This window comes from Streptomyces sp. G7(2002) (assembly GCF_028870195.1).
GTDB classification, from domain to species: Bacteria; Actinomycetota; Actinomycetes; order Streptomycetales; family Streptomycetaceae; genus Streptomyces; species Streptomyces nigrescens.
In genome coordinates this window covers 885,763-902,376 of sequence record NZ_CP102609.1, presented here as the reverse complement: position 1 = coordinate 902,376, position 16,614 = coordinate 885,763, and the positions used below count along the sequence as shown (strand labels likewise).

The following is a 16,614-nucleotide window of genomic DNA, read 5'->3' as shown; positions in this document are numbered from 1 at the left end:
CATGAAGGCAGTGGTCTTTCCCGGCCAGGGTGCCCAACGACGCGGTATGGGGCGCGAGTTGTTCGACGCGTACCCCGAACTCGCCGACGAGGCCTCCGAGGTCCTCGGCTACTCCCTGCGCACGCTGTGCCTGGACGATCCGCACCGGCAACTGGGCCGCACCGAGTACACCCAGCCCGCGCTGTTCGTGGTCGGTGCGCTCGCCCACCGGCAGTGGCGCGAGCGCACCGGCGACGAGCCGGCCTTTCTCGCCGGGCACAGCCTGGGGGAGTACTGCGCCCTGCACGCCGCCGGCGCCTTCGACTTCGCGACCGGACTGCGCCTCGTCCAGCGGCGCGGCGCTCTGATGGCGCAGGCACAGGGCGGCGGTATGGCAGCCGTGGTCGGGGTCGACGCGGCACGGCTGCGCGAACTCCTCGACGAAGGCGGATTCGCCGGCCTGACCGTCGCCAACGACAACGCACCGCAGCAGAAGGTCGTGTCCGGCGCCACCGCGACCGTCGACGCGCTGGTGGCATACCTCGACGCGCGCGACGTCCGCTGCGTGCGGCTGAACGTGTCCGGCGCCTTCCACTCGCCCCTGATGCGGCAGGCCCAGCGGGACTTCGCCCACTTCGCCGACGGGTTCACCCTCGGGGACCCGGCGACGCCCGTGATCGCCAACGCCACCGCGCGGCCCTACGTCCCCGGCCGGACCGCGCACACGCTCGTCGACCAGATCGTGCGGCCCGTGCGCTGGACCGAGAGCGTGCACCACCTCCTCGACCAGGGCGTCACCGACTTCGTCGAACTCGGAGGCCGCGTACTCGGCAGGCTGATCGACCAGATCCGCTCGGCCCCGCGGCCGGTCGCCCGGCCCGATGCTCCGGCCGCCCCGGCGGATACGCCGGCCGCACTGCCCGACACACCGGCCGCCGCGCTCGGCAGCCCCGTGTTCCGCCGGCGCATGGGCGTGCGCCACGCCTACGCCGTGGGCGGTATGTACCGGGGCATCGCCTCGGCCGAGATGGTCGTCCGGCTCGGCCGGCAGCGCATGCTCGGTTTCCTGGGAACCGGCGGTCTGCCGCTCCCGGAGATCGAGCAGGGGGTGAAGGAGGTCCAGCACGGCCTGGCCGACGGACAGCCCTACGGCGTCAACGTACTGGCCGACCACGACGACCCCGCGGCCGAGCGCGCACTGGTCGACCTGCTGATGCGCCACGGCGTCCCCGTCATCGAGGCGTCGGCCTTCATGCAGATGACTCCCGCGCTCGTCCTCTACCGGGCACGGGGACTCCGCCGCGGTGCCGACGGCCGGACCGTGTGCGACCACCGCATCGTGGCCAAGGTCTCCCGGCCGGAGGTCGCCGAGCAGTTCATGGCACCCGCCCCCGGGCCGCTCCTGGAGCGGCTCCGCCGGGAGAACGCCCTCACCGACGAACAGGTGGAGCTCGCCCGGACGGTGCCGATGAGCCACGACATCACGGTCGAGGCGGACTCCGGGGGGCACACGGACGGCGGCGTCGCCACGGTCCTGATGCCCGCCATGCTCCAGCTCCGCCAGCGGGCCCAGGACCGGTACGGCTACGACGAACCGATTTGCACGGGCCTCGCCGGCGGCCTCGGCACCCCCGCGGCGGTCGCGGCGGCCTTCATGCTGGGCGCCGACTACGTACTCACCGGATCCATCAACCAGTGCACGGTGGAATCCGGTATCAGTGACGAGGTCAAGGACATGCTGGAGGACGTCGGCATCGCCGACACCGCCTACGCTCCCGCAGGCGACATGTTCGAATTCGGGGCCAAGGTGCAGGTGCTCCGCAAAGGCGTCTTCTTCCCCACGCGGGCCAACAAGCTGTTCTCCCTGTACTCCCACCACGATGGCCTCGACGAAATACCGGAGAAAACACGCTCCCTCCTGGAGAGAACCTACTTCGGAAAGAGCGTCGAAGAGGTCTGGGACGAAGTACGGGCCTATCTCCGGTCGCAGGGCCGCGACGCCGACATCGCCCGGGCCGACGCCGATCCCAAACAGAAGATGGCGCTGGTGTTCCGCTGGTACTTCTTCCACTCCACGCGCCTGGCCATGAACGGCGACGGCACCGGAAAAGTGAACTACCAGGTCCAGACCGGACCGGCGCTGGGTGCCTTCAACCAGTGGGTCGAAGGCACCGAACTCGCCTCATGGCGGCACCGCCACGTCGACCGGATCGGCCTCCGGCTGCTCGACGGCGCCGCCGAACACATCGTCACCGCATGCCGGCACTGGCGCGACACCCTCGGTGTGCCCCGTGCGTGACGGACATCCCCCAGTCGAGGAGAACGCGATGACCGTTCCGTCCACAGGCACCGAAGTCCGGCTCGCCGCCCGCCCCGAGGGATGGCCGACCACCGGGAACTTCTCGGTCGTGCGGGCACCACTGCCCGCCGTCGGGACCGGCCAGGTGCTGGTCCGCAACCTGGTGATGAGCGTCGACCCGTACATGCGCGGGCGGATGAACAACACCAGGTCCTACGTTCCGCCGTTCGCCGTGGGCAAGGTGCTCGACGGGGGCGCCGTCGGCCGGGTCGTCGTCTCGAAGTCACCGCGCCACAGTGTCGGCGACCTGGTCCTGCACGGTCTGGGCTGGCGGGAGTACGCCGTCGTGGGCGCCGCCGGCGCGGTCACGGTGGACCCGGCGCTCGCCCCGCCCGGGGCGTACCTCGGAGTGCTCGGCATGCCGGGACACGCCGCCTACGCGGGGTTGCTCAAGGCCGCCGAATTCCGGCCCGGCGACACCGTGTTCGTCTCCGGGGCCGCGGGCGCGGTGGGCTCCCTCGTCGGCCAGATCGCCCGGCTGTGCGGCGCACAACGCGTGATCGGATCGGCGGGCAGCGCCGAGAAGGTCGCCTATCTCACGGAAGAGCTGGGCTTCGACGCGGCGTTCGACTACAAGGCCGGGCCGGTCCTCGACCAGCTGGCGAAGGCCGCACCGGCGGGCATCGACGTCTACTTCGACAATGTGGGCGGCGACCAACTGGACGCCGCCCTGGCCCTGGCCAGGATGGGCGCGCGGTTCGCCCTCTGCGGCACCGTCTCGCAGATCAACGAGAAGGACGGCCCGGCCGGCCCGCGGAACCTCGTACAGGCCATCGCCAAGGGCATCACCCTGCGCGGCTTTCTCGTCTCGAACCACGCCGGCCTCAAGGACGAGTTCACCGCCCGCATGGGCGGCTGGCTGGCAGAAGGGAGAATCTCCTACCGGGAAACCGTCGTCAAAGGACTGGAGAACGCGCCCGCCGCGTTCATCGACATGCTGCGCGGCGCCAACACCGGGAAAATGCTGGTGCGAATCGCCGATTGAAACACCGCGCCACACGGAAGAAATCGGCGAACTCCCGGGAATTTCCCATGGATTCGTTCCCCGCCCGCTTCCCGGCCGGTATGGTGATCTGTAAGCGCAGACACCGCACAGACAGCGCGCTTCACGCCTTGCGCAGCGATTTCCGAATTCCCCACCTGGCCCATTTCCCTTGGGCATTCAGCCTGCGGCGAGTCGGCGAGACGGCGATTCCGTCCGGACTCCACGCACCCACCGTGCAAGCTCCGCCGCTTCCCACTTCACCAGAAGAAAACCGGAGGACTCCCATGTCCAGCACGCCCACGGCCACGCCGACGACCGCCCCCGTCCCCGTCCCCGAAGAGGTCGGACGCCTCTACGACCGCCTCACCGCGCTGGACACCGAAGCGGTCGGCGGCAGCCTCCACCTCGGTTACTGGGACGTCGACGACAACGACACCCCGCTCGTGGAAGCGGCCGACCGGCTCACCGACATGATGACCGACCGCCTGCGGATCGACGAGAGCCACCGGGTTCTGGACATCGGCTGCGGAGTCGGCCAGCCGGCCATGCGTATCTCCAGGCGCACCGGCGCCCACGTCACGGGCATCGCGATCAGCAAGGACCAGATCGCCCGCGCCTCCGCCCTCGCCGAGGGCGCCGGTCTGAGCGGCCGTGTGGAGTTCCGGCACGCCGACGCCATGGAACTGCCCTTCCCCGACAACTCCTTCGACGCCGCCATCGCCATTGAGTCGATCTTCCACATGCCCGACCGCGGACGGGTCCTCGACGAGATCCGCCGCGTGCTGCGCCCCGGCGGCCGCCTGGTCCTCACCGACTTCTTCGAGCGCGGCCCCGTCCCCGCCGAGAAGCAGCCCGCCGTGGACCGGCTCCTCCGCGACTTCATCATGACGCTGGCCCGGCCCGAGGACTACGTGCCCCTGCTGCGCGACGCGGGCCTGCGCTTCGTCGAGCTCCTCGACATCACCGAGCAGAGCGTGCGCCAGACCTTCGAGCAGATGAGCCAGGGTTCCCAGGAGATGCAGACCGTCTTCGACGAAGAGGCGGAGGAGAAGTTCAGCCCCGCCTCCATGATCGGCGTCGATGAGTTCGGCTCCGTACTGCTGACCGCTCAGAAGCCCCTCTGACCACGGACGTTCGAAAGTGGCGGCGCCGGAGGAGCGTCGGCCCGGCCGTCGGGCGACGGCGCGGCGCACCTCCGGCGCCACCGTGCATCCCCCATCGACGAGGAGCGATACCCAGTGACCGAACCGACCGACGGCGGCACCCCGCCCGCATTCCCCTTCCCCCGTACCTGCCCCTACCGGCTGCCCGCCCAGTACAACGGCCTCCGTGAGAGCGGGCCCGTGTCCCAGGTGACCCTGCCGACCGGCAAGCCGGCGTGGATCCTGACCCGCTACGACGACGTGCGCAAGTCGCTGCTCGACCCGCGCCTGAGCTCCGACCGGGCCGATCCGAACTTCCCGATGCTGGTCGAGCTCGCCCGCAGCGACAAGGACTCCACCCTGTCCCTGGCCGGTATGGACGCACCCGAACACACCCGGGCGCGGCGCGCCGTGGTCGGCGAGTTCACCTTCCGCCGGATGGAGGCCCTGCGTCCGCGTGTCCAGGAGATCGTCGACGAGTGCATCGACGCGATGCTCGCCGGCCCCAACCCGGCCGACCTGGTGAAGAGCATGTCCTTCCCGGTACCGTCCCTGGTCATCTGCGAGCTGCTCGGGGTGTCCGCCACCGACCGCGACTTCTTCGAGGACCGCACTTCCCGCATGCTCAGCATGACCCTCCCGCCGCTGACCCGGCAGCAGGCGTTCTTCGACCTGCAGACCTACTTGGACGAGCTGGTGACGACCAAGGAGAAAACCCCGGGGGACGACCTGCTCAGCCGCCAGGTCGCCAAGGGCCGCAAGGACGGCACCTACGACCACGACGCACTCGTCGACCTGGCGTTCCTGCTGCTGACAGCCGGGCACGACACGACCGGAAACATGATCTCGCTGGGCATGCTCGCCCTGATGGAGAAGCCCGAGCTGCGGGCGCGCATCACCGGCGACCCCGGCAGCACACCGCAGGTCGTCGAGGAACTGCTGCGCTACTTCACCATCACCGACATCATCACCACGCGCGTGGCCAAGGAGGACCTCGAGATCGGCGGGCAGATCATCCGCGCCGGCGAAGGCGTCTTCGCGCTGGGAGGCGCGGCCAACCACGACCCGGACGTCTTCGAGAACCCCGGCAAGCTGGACGTCGACCGCGGCGCACGCCAGCACCTCGCCTTCGGCCACGGACCGCACCAGTGCCTCGGACAGAGCCTCGCCCGTATGGAACTGGAGATCGTCTACGACACCTTGCTCCGCCGTGTCCCCGGACTTCGGCCGGCCGGCCCCGCCGAAGACCTGCCACTGAAGAACGACGCGGCCATCTTCGGCCTGCACGAGCTCCCGGTCACCTGGTAGGCCCGGGGCGGCCCCCGGCCCCCGGCCCCCGGCCGCCTGGCAGGGCCTGGACACCTCACGCCTCGGCAGGGGCCACCTGGTCTGCAATTCTCCGGAGGGGTGTCGGAAGTCTGTCGGCGATATATCGGTGGAGGCTGCGACCTTGGGCGGGTCGGTTGCCCCCCTGAGCATGGGGCGGCCCAGAGCGCAAGGAGCCTGTCATCGTGCCTTCCTCATCCCGGAGCCGACCGTGGGACGTTCACCGGCTGCCGTCTGCCGGGGGCAGGACCTTCCTGGTCACCGGGGGTAACGCCGGGATCGGCTACTTCACCGCGGAGCAGCTCGCCGCCACCGGCGCCGTCGTCGTACTCGGCAGCCGGGACGCCGCGAAGGCCGAAGCCGCCATGGCCTCGATCCGCTCGCGCGTCTCCGGCGCGCATGTGCGGCATCTCCAACTGGACCTTGCCGACCTGTCGTCCCTGAAGACTGCCGTGGACAGGCTCGACCTCGATCATCTCGACGCGGTGGTCTACAACGCAGGGGTCGCCCTCGACGACCCGCCGCGTCGGGAGACCGGGGACGGCCACGAGCTGATGTTCGGCACCAACCACCTCGGCCACTTCGCACTCACCCAGTGGCTGGCCCCCCTGCTGTCCGCGGCGTCGGCGGGCCGCATCGTGACGGTGGGAAGTTTCGCGGCGCGGTCCGAGCGACTGGACCTGGACGATCTGCAGTCCACCCAGGACTACCGGCCCAAGCGCACCTACGGCCGGTCCAAGGTGGCGCAGATGTGCTTCGGCTTCGAACTCGACCGCCGTCTGCGTGCCATCGGCAGCACGGTGCTCAGTGTGGTGGCCCACCCCGGCGGCGCACTGGATTCCCTCACCCCGTCCCGCCCGCCGGTACGCACGACAGCCCCCGGCGAGCGGCTGCGAGCCTTGCCCGCCGGGCTCTTGGTGCAGGGCAAGGACGCCGGAGCATGGCCCGTCGTCCGTGCCGTCCTCGACCCGGAGGTGCAGGGAGGGCAGCTGTGGGGGCCAAGGGCCTTCGGCCTGCGTGGCCGGCCACGGCGTGAGCCGGTCCCCTCTCATATGGCCGACCCGGCCGTCGCTGCTCGCCTGTGGGCCGCCAGCGGTGAGCTGGCCGGCACCGATCCGCACCTCGGCTTTCGGTAGGCGCGGGGCCATGACGGACGGCGCCACCGCTCGAACGGCGCCTCGGGGCGAGCGCAGGCGACGGACAGGGGGGGGCACGGCACGGGACTCCCCGACGGCCCCAACTGAAGCATCCATCAGCCGGGCAGGAAGCCGGTTGCCGAGCCCTCAGCGAGTCTGCGGAGGGTGAGGGCAGCGCCGAAGAGCTGTACGCCGTGCGTGGTGTGCGGGTCCAGGCCGGTGAGTTGGGCGGCCCGGGCGAGGCGGTTGTCGACGGTGTTGGGGTGGACCCTGAGCGCCTGGGCCGTGCGGCGTCGGTCGAGGTCGCAGTCGAGGAAGGCGGCGACGGCGTCGACCAGACCGGCGTGGCCGTCCAACGGGTCGAGAAACGCGGCCAGTTCGGCGGCGCTGTCCTTGGATCCGGCCAGATGGTAATCGAGCAGCACATCCTGGAGCCGGTGCACGCCGGGTGTCCGGGCGATGGCGGCGATCCGGTGCGCCTGCTCGGCGGCGGCGGGGACGTCCCCCGGCGTGGCCGCGAGGGCGGCCCCCGCGATCACCGGGCGGGACGGACCGGTGGACAGATGCCGGACGAGGTCGGCGTGGGGTGTGCCGAGGGGGAGCAGGATGTGGCCGCCCTGTTCGTTCGGCAGGCTGAGCACCCGGCCGTCCGCGGCGGGCGCGAGCCGGACCAGGACCTGGTGGAGCAGCCGTCGCGCGGCCACCGGCTCCTGGGGCACAGGGGCGCGGACGCTGAGCACGAGGTAGCCGGGTTCGAGTGGGAGTCCGCACCGGGCGGCCACCTCCTGCGGCGCGTCACCGCGGAGCAGTGCCGCGGCCAGTTCCCGTTTTGCCTCCTGCTGGCCGGCCATCCCCAGCAGATACGCCTCGGTGGCCTGCTCGACCAGGGAGTTGACCGTAGTGAACAGCCGGCGGGTGAGCCACAGCAGGGCGGCCTCTTCCCCGGGACGGGCGGCGGCGCAGAGCGCGTCCGTCACCACCTCGGTGGCGACGTGGTACCCCCTGAGCAGCCCGGTCAGGTGGACGCCTTCCGATGCACGCTGGATGGCGCGTTCCCGGAGCACCTCGGCGTCGGTGTCCGCGAGGCCCTGCGCGGAGCGGAGGAAGCCGCGAATCGTGTGGCGGGCGGCCGAGGCGATCTCCAGATCCTGCATGTCGCCGGGGAGGCGGTCAAAGCCGGGGACCTCGGCCCGCTGGCGCTCGACGACCAGCCTGGCCAGCTGGTTGATCCCGGGTTCGAGACGGGCGGCCATCCGGACCACCTGCTCGCGGATGTCCTCGCCGGGTTCCGAGGCCTGGGGTGGCGACGCGCTGCGTTGTGACACCTCACAACGATAGGCGGCCTGACGTGTCTTCAGGACCGATTGCCCCGGCCCGCCGGTGGGACGACAGTGAGGCGATGACGACCTGACCTTCGTGCTGCGCGGTGCCGGCCGACCGGCCCACCCGCATCCGGCCGGCCCACCCGCATCCGCCGTCAACTCCGACAACAGCCCTGTGAGGAACAACCCTTCATGAACGCAACGCGACGACTCCGCCGCTGGGGTGCCGCCGCCGGTGTGGGGGCGGCCGTGCTCGCCCTGTCCGCCGCGCCGGTGACAGCGGCCCAGGCGAGCACGGCGGCACACCCCGCGCCCGCGCCCGCTCCCGCCGCCACCACCGCCGACGCGGTCAAGGCCTACGTCTACGGCTACCCACTGGTCCTGGCGCGGGCCACCGAGCAGGTGTCCACCAACGTCCGCAAGCCCGATCCGGCGACGCTGCGGGCCCCGGTGAACCAGTTCGCCAAGGCGGACCGAACTCCCGGCCCGGAGTTCCACACCGTGGTGGCCCCGAACGTCGACACCCTGTACACCTCGGCGTGGCTGGACCTGAAGAAGGGGCCGATCGTGCTCCATGTGCCGGACACCAAGGGCCGGTACTTCATGATGCCCATGCTCAGCGCCTGGACCGACGTCTTCGCCTCTCCGGGAACCCGCACCACCGGCAGCTCGGCCGGTGACTTCGCCATCACCGGCCCCGGCTGGCACGGCCGACTGCCCGCCGGCGTCAAGCAGATCAAGTCCCCCACCCGGACCGCGTGGATCATCGGCCGTACCCAGTTCGACGGCCCCTCCGACCTGCCCGCGGTCAAGGACCTGGTCCGCCACTACACCCTCAAACCGCTCCGCGACTACGGCCACCACCACACCCCGCCGCCAGGCCACGTCGACCCGACCGTCCCCGCCACCTCGCCGGCCGCCCGGGTCGCCGGCATGGACGCGCAGACCTTCTTCTCCCAGCTCGCCTCGGCCATGGCCACCAACCCGCCCGCGAAGAAGGACGCTCCCATGGTGGCCACCCTGGCCCGCCTGGGCATCGTCCCCGGCAAGCCGTTCGACATCAACGCCAAGGGCCCTGCCACCGCTCAAGCCCTGCGTCAGGCCGTACCCGCGGCCCAGAAGCAGATCCAGGCCGCGCTCGCCACGTCCGGAAACGACGTGAACGGCTGGCGTGTCTCGCTCAACCTGGGCGACTACGGCACGAACTACATGCTGCGCGCGACCACCGCCTGGCAAGGGCTCGGCGCCAACCGCCCCCAGGACGCCGTCTACCCGATCGTCCGCACCGACAGCCGGGGCAAGCCGCTGACGGGAGCCAAGCGGTACGTCCTCCACTTCGCCCCAGGGCAAACCCCGCCGGTGAAAGCCTTCTGGTCCCTCACGATGTACGACCCGTCCGGCTTCCTGGTCCGCAACCCGATCAACCGCTACGAGGTCGGCCACGCCGCCAAGCCGACCCGCAACCCCGACGGTTCCACGGACATCTACATCCAGCACGACGCCCCGGCAGGCAAACAGTCCAACTGGCTGCCCGCACCGAGCGGCCGGTTCTCCATGATCCTGCGCATGTACCGCCCCAAGTCAAGTGTCCTCGACGGCACTTGGTCCCCGCCCTCGGTCACCATGACCAGCTGAAGCAAGCCTCCCGGCGGCACCGGGTGAGCGCCCTGGAGCGCACACCTCCGTCATGTCGCAGACGCAGCACAAGGGCCCGGCCCAGCCGGCCTCCTGCTCAGATCGTTCGGACGCCAGCACTCCCGAACTGGGCAGGAGGCCCACCTTCCTCAGGGGCTTCAGCGACTCCACTGCGGACCGCAGCTCCTGGTCCGTGGGGTCAAGTGGCTCAGGCGAACTCCGCCCAAGACAGCGCCTCCTCCAGAGGTCGAAGAGCTCCGTCCCGTCGGTGCCAGATGGCCGGCATTCGTGTGAGAGGTCAGTGCGCCCGATCCTGAGTGCCGTTCGCCGGGAGGTGTTCCTCTGCCCAGACGATCTTGCCGTCGGCTGTGTATCGGGTACCCCAGCGGCGGGCGAGTTGCGCTACGAGGAAGAGGCCGCGGCCGCCCTCGTCGGTGGTCCGTGCGTGGCGCATGCGGGGTGAGCTGCTGCTGGCGTCGGAGACTTCGCAGATGAGCGTATCCTGCCGGATCAAGCGCAGCCGGATGCGTCCGTTGCCGTAGCGGACGGCGTTGGTGACGAGCTCGCTGACGATCAGCTCGAAGGTGAAGAGCAGGCTGTCCAGCCCCCAGGCGGTGAGGCGGTCGGCGGTCAGGGAGCGGGCGTCTGCGACGACCGACGGGTCGGAAGCCAGCTCCCAGGTGGCCACTTGGTCCTCGTTGAGAGCGTGGGTGCGGGCGAGGAGCAGTGCGACGTCGTCGTCGGGACGGCCGGTGAGCACCGCGTCCAGGACCGTTCCGCAGAGTTCGTCGAGCCGCACCTCGGGGGAGGCCAGTGCGGTACGGAGCCGGTCCAGGCCCAGGCCTATGTCCTGGTCGCGAGTTGCTATCAGGCCGTCGGTGTAGAGGGCGAGGACGCTGTCGTCGGGGACTTCGAATTCGGCGGATTCGAAGGGCAGGGCGCCAAGGCCAAGCGGAGGTCCGGCGGGCAGGTCGGGGAAGGTCACCGAGCCGTCCGGGGTGATGACCGCGGCAGGGGGGTGACCGGCGCGGGACATGGTGCACTTACGCGTGGCCGGGTCGTAGACGACGTACAGACAGGTGGCGCCGAGCGCGGCGGGCGTCAGTGACGGGTCAGCGGTCTGCTCCTCGTCGATCAGGCGCAGTACCTGGTCGTCAAGGTGAGCCAGCAGCTCTTCCGGGGGAAGGTCTATGTCCGCCAGGGTGCGAACGGTGGTGCGAAGTCGTCCCATGGTGGCCGCGGCGTCGATCCCATGACCCACGACGTCTCCGACGACCATGGCCACCCGGGCCCCGGACAGGGGTATCACATCGCACCAGTCGCCGCCCGCGCCATCGGAGGCATGGGCGGGCAAATAGCGCCAGGCGACGTCGAGGGTGCTGCCGCCGGTGAGACTGCGCGGAAGCAGGCTGCGCTGCAGAGCCAGGGCGGTGCTGTGCTGCCGGGTGTAGCGGCGGGCGTTGTCGATGCTCACCGCCGCGCGGGCCACGACCTCTTCCGCGAGGAGCAGGTCGTCCTGCTCGAAGGGGTCGCGCAGCTGCCAGCGGATGAACCTGACGACGCCCAGAACATCGCCGAGGGCGAGGATCGGGACCAGTATCAGGGAGCAGTAACCGAACTCGTGGATTTTCGCGGCTCGGGCCGGGTCCGTTGCGAACCAGCTGCTGATTGACGCACCCGGCATGGCTTCCAGGCGGGAGCGCCCGTCATGCATGCACTGCGTTTCGGGTGAGCGGGGATGGAAGCTGACGGGCTGCCCGGTTTCCGCGACCGACTCGGGGCAGCCTGCGTGGATCGACTGCTGGCCCGCACGGCGCATCCGCGGCGGATCGCGGCGAGCCCCAGGGCGCGGTGTGTCGCCGCGTATCACCGAATCCAGCAGGTCGACGGCGACGAAGTCGGCCAGGCGCGGCACGCTGGTGTCGGCCAGGGTCTGTGCAGTGTGCATGACATCCAATGTGCTGCCGGTCTGTGCTCCGACCTCGTTCAGCAAAGCGAGCCGCTCCCGGGCCCGCCAACGATCGGTGACGTCGAGGACCATGAAGGACACACCCAGCACTCGGTTCGCGGCGTCGTGGAGCCGAAAGACGGACAGCGAGTATGCGTGCGGCCGATGTGGGTGTGCCTTCGTGCCGCCCCGCATGAGGTGATCGACCAGGGGCTGCCCGGTATCGAGCACCTCCCTCGTACGCGACTCGATCCCCTCTGCGTCCAGCCTGAGATCCAAGAGGGGCAGAACGTCCCGCAGGTGCTTGCCCAACCGCTGGTCACGGGGAACGCCCCCGAGGCGCTCCAAAGCCTCGTTGACCCAGACGAAGCGCAGATCTCGGTCCAGCACGGCCATGCCTGCCGGCGACAGGGCGAGGATGCGCTCCAGCATCGGCGCGTTCGCATGCCACCACTGGTCGGTCGGCCCCGGGCTGCGGCCAGCTGCACCTACGCTGTCGGAGGTATCCATGTGCACTACACCGTCGTCTGCGAGAGACAGCGCCTGACGTGTCCGGCCCGCTGGGGCTTCCAGATCGCGTCGGTCGCGTCAGTCGCGTCAGTCGCTGATTCAAGGATCTCACTGGGCGCCGATGTCGCACACGAGGTCCAGCAGGGCCTGTCCGGACGCCGCGGTGCACCCCTCGTACACCCCTCATGCACCCCTCGTGCACCTCACGACGTGCAGCAGTCCGGCCCTGCAGGATCGACATCCCGTTAACCCGGGGCAGGGCAGTGCGCAGTACAGAGCGTGGCCAGATGGTCACCGTGACACCAGGGCCAAGGAATGCCTTGTCGTACGGCCGGGCATGCCGGGCCGAAGGCCACGGGGTCATACCGGAGACGTACGGGGCCCCACCGGGGCGACTCCAGACTGACCGCGTGATCGTGCCTGGTAGGGGGAGGGCGGCCAACGGCGACGCATAGCGTTGAGGCTGACCACCGGGAAGGGTGTGTGGCCTCGCCATGAAGAGACTGTCCAGCTTCGCCGTCAAAGATTTCCGGGCCCAGTTGCGTCAGTTGATGCTCACCGGGGTCGCCATCGCCGTGGGTGTGGGGTTCCTGGTGCTTTCCGTGGGCGGCAGCGGCGCGCTGGTGCAGTTCTACTCCCAGACCGCGGCCGTGGAGGTCGGAAACGCCGACCTCCAGGCGGTCCCCGGCTCCGGAAGTGGCCTGCCCAAGGAAGCGGCGGAGCGGGCCGGGAAAGTGGCGTCGGTGACACGGGTGAGCGAGCGGGTTCTCGGGCACGGAAAAGTGCTCGGCCCCTCCGGTCGCCGCCTCTCGGACGACCGGGCCGTGGTCACCTCGATCGCCGCCGACCCCAAGATGCGCTGGCAGCGGCTTGACGGCGGCCGCTGGCCCCAGGGCCCGGGCGAAGCCGTCCTCGATCATGGCACCGCGGAGCGTCTGGGTGTACAGCCCGGGGACACCGTCCGTCTCATCAAACCCGACGGCAAGGCAGCGGGCGTCAAGCTGACGGGCCTGCTGGACACCAGCTCTTCGAGCACCCTCGCCTCGCAGGCCGCGATCGGTGTGCCGTACGAGGCGATGAAGACGTACGCGACCGGGCTGACCACCACACGCATCGACATGGACATCCGTGAGGGTGCGGACGCCTCCGCTGTCGCACGGGCGGTGAAGACGGCACTGGAGGGCAACGCGTCCGTCTTCACTCACGCCGGGGCGGTCGACAACGCGCAGGAGGAGAACGGGACCATGTACGTGGTCGTGCTGACGGCCGCGCTGTCGTTCGTGATGATCGCGATGGCGGTGGCGCGCATGGTCGTCACCAACACGTTCTCCGTAGTCCTCGCCCAGCGTGCCCGCCAGCTGGCCCTGCTGCGCTGCATCGGTGCCGACCGCGGCCAGGTGCGCCGGATCATCCGTCGCCAGGGGCTCATGCTCGGCGTCCTCGCCTCGGCCACGGGTCTCGCCGCCGGCGGCGCCGCGTGTGCCCTGGGCACGGCGCTGCTGCGCAATTTCGTGGACCTCGGCCCCGTCAAGATCTCTCTGCTGCCGAACTGGATCACTTTCATCCTTGCCGGCCTCTTCGGGGCCCTGCTCACCCTGTGGGCGGTCCGTAAGCCCGCCAGGGCGGCCGCCGCCGTGCCTCCGGTGACCGCACTCGCACAGAGCGGGTCCGCGACGCTTCCCGAGCCGGGCCGCAAGGCCGTGCGCCAGATCTTCTCCGTGCTGCTCCTGCTCTTCGGCGTCTACATGCTCACCTTCGGCGCGTTCGGCGGTTCCCTGGCGCTGCTCGATGTGACCGTCGGTGCCATCTGCAGCTTCTTCGCAGTGCTCAGGTTCGCCCAGCACCTGCTGCCACCCCTGGTCGGCGTCCTGGGTATCCCGGCCCGCCGGTGGCTCGGCACGACCGGCAAGCTGGCTGCGCAGCAGCTGAGGTCGAACGCGCGCCGCACGAGTGCCGCCGCCTCCGCGATGCTCGTCGGCGTCACCGTCGCCGTCTCGGCGGTGACCGCGATCGGCGCCACCAAGGGCGCCACGGAGTCCATGCTGTCGTCGGGGCTGCCCGCCGTCTTCACACTGAACACCACGGACAACAAGGTGCCTGCCGGCGCCGTGGAATCCCTGCGCAGGCAACCGGAGTTGGCCGTCACCCCGGTCCGTGCCGCAAGCCTCACCGTTGACGGACACAAGAGTCTGGTCATCGCCGCCGACCCCGCACAGCTCAAGGAGGACGCTGAGGGTGTTTCCGCGGCACGCTCGCTGAGAGACGGTCAGGCCCTGACCACCACCGGGCGCGGCTCGGTCACGGTGGCCGGTACCCGCCTCGCAGCCGAGTCCGGACACCCCTCCTTGCTGTTCACTCTGCTTCCCGGAGCAAAGGTGTACGTCACCGAAGCCACCCTCGACCGGCTCGCACCGGGCGCGACGACCGTGGCCGCTGTGTGGCTGGACCCGGCGAGCGGCTCCGACCACGACACTGCCCGCAAGGCACTCGACCGGGCCCTGTCCGACTACCCGCACATCCGGGTCTCCGACGCTGCGGCCAACGTCGTCTCCATCCGCCACATGCTCGACCGGATGCTGCTCGTGGTGACCACCCTGCTCGGCTTCTCCATGGCCATCGCCGCCCTGGGAGTGGCCGCCACCCTGATGCTCGCGGTCGAGGAACGCACCCGCGAGTTCGGCATGCTGCGTGCCATCGGCATGTCGGGCAGGCAACTACGCGAGATGCTCACCCTGGAATCAGTACTGCTCGCGCTGACGGGCGCGGTCGCCGGCACCCTCCTCGGCCTGGTCTACGGAGTGCTGGCGGTCCGTTCGATCCTCGGCGGTTCGCCCATCGCCATCCTGACTTCGTCCGACGGCACAGCCCTGACGGTGCTCGGCATCCTCGCGGCCACCGTGTTCACCGGCATCGCGGCCTCGGTCCTGCCCGCCCGTCGGGTGCGCCGGATGGCGGTCGTCGACGCCCTGCACACGAGCGGGTGATACGCCGCCGTAAACCGCCCATCGCGGTCGCCGGCGGACATCGTGGCGGAGATCGTGGCCCCGGATCCCCTTGGGAGGTGTAGGCCCCTGCCGGCGCGGACGGCGGCCGGGATCCCGTACGTCCCCCGGGAACCCGGCCGCCGTCCGCGCCGACGGAACTATTCGGCCACGTAGGTGCAGCCCGTCCAGACGAACACCTGAAGCGTGTGGCCGTCCTGCCGGACGCGTTCCGCTGTCGGCTCGAAGTGCTCATAGCGGTTGCCGCAGAGCAGCTTGAGCGGGGAGGCCATGTCCGGCACATAGCGGACCCGCTCCTCGTTTGCGACGTAGGTGGTGGGGCCCCCACGAAGCAGTGCGTTCATTTCGTTCATCAGCATGGCCAACTGCCCTTCTCCGAGCCCGCTCGACTGCGTGGCGACCGATATTCGGGGTGACGATGTGCTGCAGGCCATTGGAGCAGGGGCGAAGCTCGGGAAATCCCTAAAGGGCCCCGGCTCCAGGAACACTGCCTCGGGTGTGGTTCACCTCGGCCGAGGCAGGCATCTGTGTCCGGCCTGCGGGACGGAGAGGCCCTCCGGGACCGGGAAAGTCTGGTCATTTCCCCGGGACTGAGGTGCGGTCACCCACTGCGGTGGTCCTGTCCGGGCGGCGCGCTCTAGTGTCGGGCCCTGCAGCGCCGTGAGCCACTGCTCCGCGCCGACGCCCAACGAGGCGCGCCCTCACCGAAGCAAGGACAGGAGACCCCGCGATGATCGACGAGTTACTGCCGGAGACGGTCTCCGCGGCGGAGATCTTCGGAGAACCGCCGGCCGCGGCGCTCCTGCCCGAGGAAGAGCCCCTAGTCTCCCGCGCGGTCGACAAGCGCACCCGCGAGTTCACGGCGGGCCGCTGGTGTGCCCGCCGGGCAATGGCTCAACTCGGCTCGCCGCCCGTACCGATCCTGCCGGGACCACGCGGGGAACCGCGCTGGCCGTCCGGGCTCGTCGGCGCCATCACCCACTGCGAGGGGTACGCCGCCGCGGTCGTCGCACGGTCCACGGAGGTGCTCGCCCTCGGTATCGACGCCGAGCCGGCGGAGCCGCTGCCGGACGGGGTCCTGGAAGCCGTGGCGCTGCCCGGGGAACGCGCCGGGCTTCCCCGGAACCCTTACGGCGCACCGCCGTTGTCCTGGGACCGGATGCTGTTCAGCGCCAAGGAGTCCGTGTACAAGGCGTGGTTCCCGATGACCGGGCGTCCGCTGGAATTCGAGGACGCGTTCCTTTCCTTCGACCCGTGCGACGGGACGTTC

The 16,614-nt window shown here is 70.3% G+C and carries 10 protein-coding genes and 1 pseudogene; 8 read left to right on the top strand and 3 right to left on the bottom strand.

The genetic code is table 11. The features are described from left to right. Position 1: 1 nt before the first annotated feature. The 5 genes from fabD (at position 2) to NUT86_RS03450 (ending at position 6,927) form a co-directional block, all read left to right on the top strand. Entirely contained in the window at positions 2–2,278 is a 2,277-nt protein-coding gene (gene fabD / locus NUT86_RS03470; protein WP_274733322.1) for an ACP S-malonyltransferase, read from the top strand. Between the two features lie 28 nt (positions 2,279–2,306). Continuing rightward, positions 2,307–3,323: an NADP-dependent oxidoreductase gene (locus NUT86_RS03465; RefSeq protein ID WP_274733321.1), complete on the top strand. Its 1,017-nt coding sequence runs from the start codon at positions 2,307–2,309 to the stop codon at positions 3,321–3,323. Positions 3,324–3,607: 284 nt separating this feature from the next. Further along, a complete protein-coding gene (locus tag NUT86_RS03460; protein WP_266439839.1) occupies positions 3,608–4,447 on the top strand; it encodes an SAM-dependent methyltransferase in 840 nt (279 codons plus the stop codon). Between the two features lie 114 nt (positions 4,448–4,561). After that, positions 4,562–5,773 carry a cytochrome P450 gene (locus NUT86_RS03455; RefSeq protein WP_159491345.1) on the top strand — a complete coding sequence of 404 codons (1,212 nt, stop codon included), beginning with the start codon at positions 4,562–4,564 and terminating at the stop codon, positions 5,771–5,773. Between the two features lie 203 nt (positions 5,774–5,976). After that, a complete protein-coding gene (locus NUT86_RS03450) occupies positions 5,977–6,927 on the top strand; it encodes an SDR family NAD(P)-dependent oxidoreductase (RefSeq protein ID WP_274733319.1) in 951 nt (316 codons plus the stop codon). A gap of 116 nt (positions 6,928–7,043) precedes the next feature. Here the strand turns inward: NUT86_RS03450 and NUT86_RS03445 are convergent, their stop codons facing one another. Continuing rightward, a complete protein-coding gene (locus NUT86_RS03445; protein WP_274733317.1) occupies positions 7,044–8,252 on the bottom strand; it encodes a PucR family transcriptional regulator in 1,209 nt (402 codons plus the stop codon). Positions 8,253–8,441: 189 nt separating this feature from the next. Here NUT86_RS03445 and NUT86_RS03440 point away from each other — a divergent pair, with 189 nt between their 5' ends. After that, complete coding sequence (locus NUT86_RS03440) at positions 8,442–9,884, top strand: DUF1254 domain-containing protein (protein WP_274733315.1); 1,443 nt, start codon at positions 8,442–8,444, stop codon at positions 9,882–9,884. Positions 9,885–10,182: 298 nt separating this feature from the next. Here NUT86_RS03440 and NUT86_RS03435 read toward each other — a convergent pair whose 3' ends face one another. Next, the gene (locus NUT86_RS03435; protein WP_274733313.1) at positions 10,183–12,342 is read right to left on the bottom strand and encodes a SpoIIE family protein phosphatase; all 2,160 of its coding nucleotides are present in this window, start codon (positions 12,340–12,342) and stop codon (positions 10,183–10,185) included. Between the two features lie 494 nt (positions 12,343–12,836). On the opposite strand from NUT86_RS03435, the gene NUT86_RS03430 reads away from it, so the two are divergent. Next, positions 12,837–15,326 (top strand): FtsX-like permease family protein, encoded by a 2,490-nt coding sequence (locus NUT86_RS03430; protein ID WP_274733311.1) that lies wholly within the window; start codon positions 12,837–12,839, stop codon positions 15,324–15,326. Between the two features lie 158 nt (positions 15,327–15,484). Here NUT86_RS03430 and NUT86_RS03425 read toward each other — a convergent pair whose 3' ends face one another. Beyond that, a complete protein-coding gene (locus tag NUT86_RS03425) occupies positions 15,485–15,703 on the bottom strand; it encodes a DUF5988 family protein (RefSeq protein ID WP_093637847.1) in 219 nt (72 codons plus the stop codon). 371 nt (positions 15,704–16,074) lie between these two features. On the opposite strand from NUT86_RS03425, the pseudogene NUT86_RS03420 reads away from it, so the two are divergent. Next, positions 16,075–16,560 (top strand): annotated as a pseudogene (locus tag NUT86_RS03420) (4'-phosphopantetheinyl transferase family protein); the annotation flags it as partial. Positions 16,561–16,614 lie beyond the last annotated feature (54 nt).

Coding starts and splice junctions, on each gene's coding strand:
- fabD (WP_274733322.1), top strand. CDS start 2: ATGAAGGCAGTGGTCTTTCCCGGCCAGGGTGCCCAACGACGCGGTATG.
- NUT86_RS03425 (WP_093637847.1), bottom strand. CDS start 15,703: ATGCTGATGAACGAAATGAACGCACTGCTTCGTGGGGGCCCCACCACC.
- NUT86_RS03460 (WP_266439839.1), top strand. CDS start 3,608: ATGTCCAGCACGCCCACGGCCACGCCGACGACCGCCCCCGTCCCCGTC.
- NUT86_RS03465 (WP_274733321.1), top strand. CDS start 2,307: ATGACCGTTCCGTCCACAGGCACCGAAGTCCGGCTCGCCGCCCGCCCC.
- NUT86_RS03435 (WP_274733313.1), bottom strand. CDS start 12,342: ATGGATACCTCCGACAGCGTAGGTGCAGCTGGCCGCAGCCCGGGGCCG.
- NUT86_RS03440 (WP_274733315.1), top strand. CDS start 8,442: ATGAACGCAACGCGACGACTCCGCCGCTGGGGTGCCGCCGCCGGTGTG.
- NUT86_RS03430 (WP_274733311.1), top strand. CDS start 12,837: ATGAAGAGACTGTCCAGCTTCGCCGTCAAAGATTTCCGGGCCCAGTTG.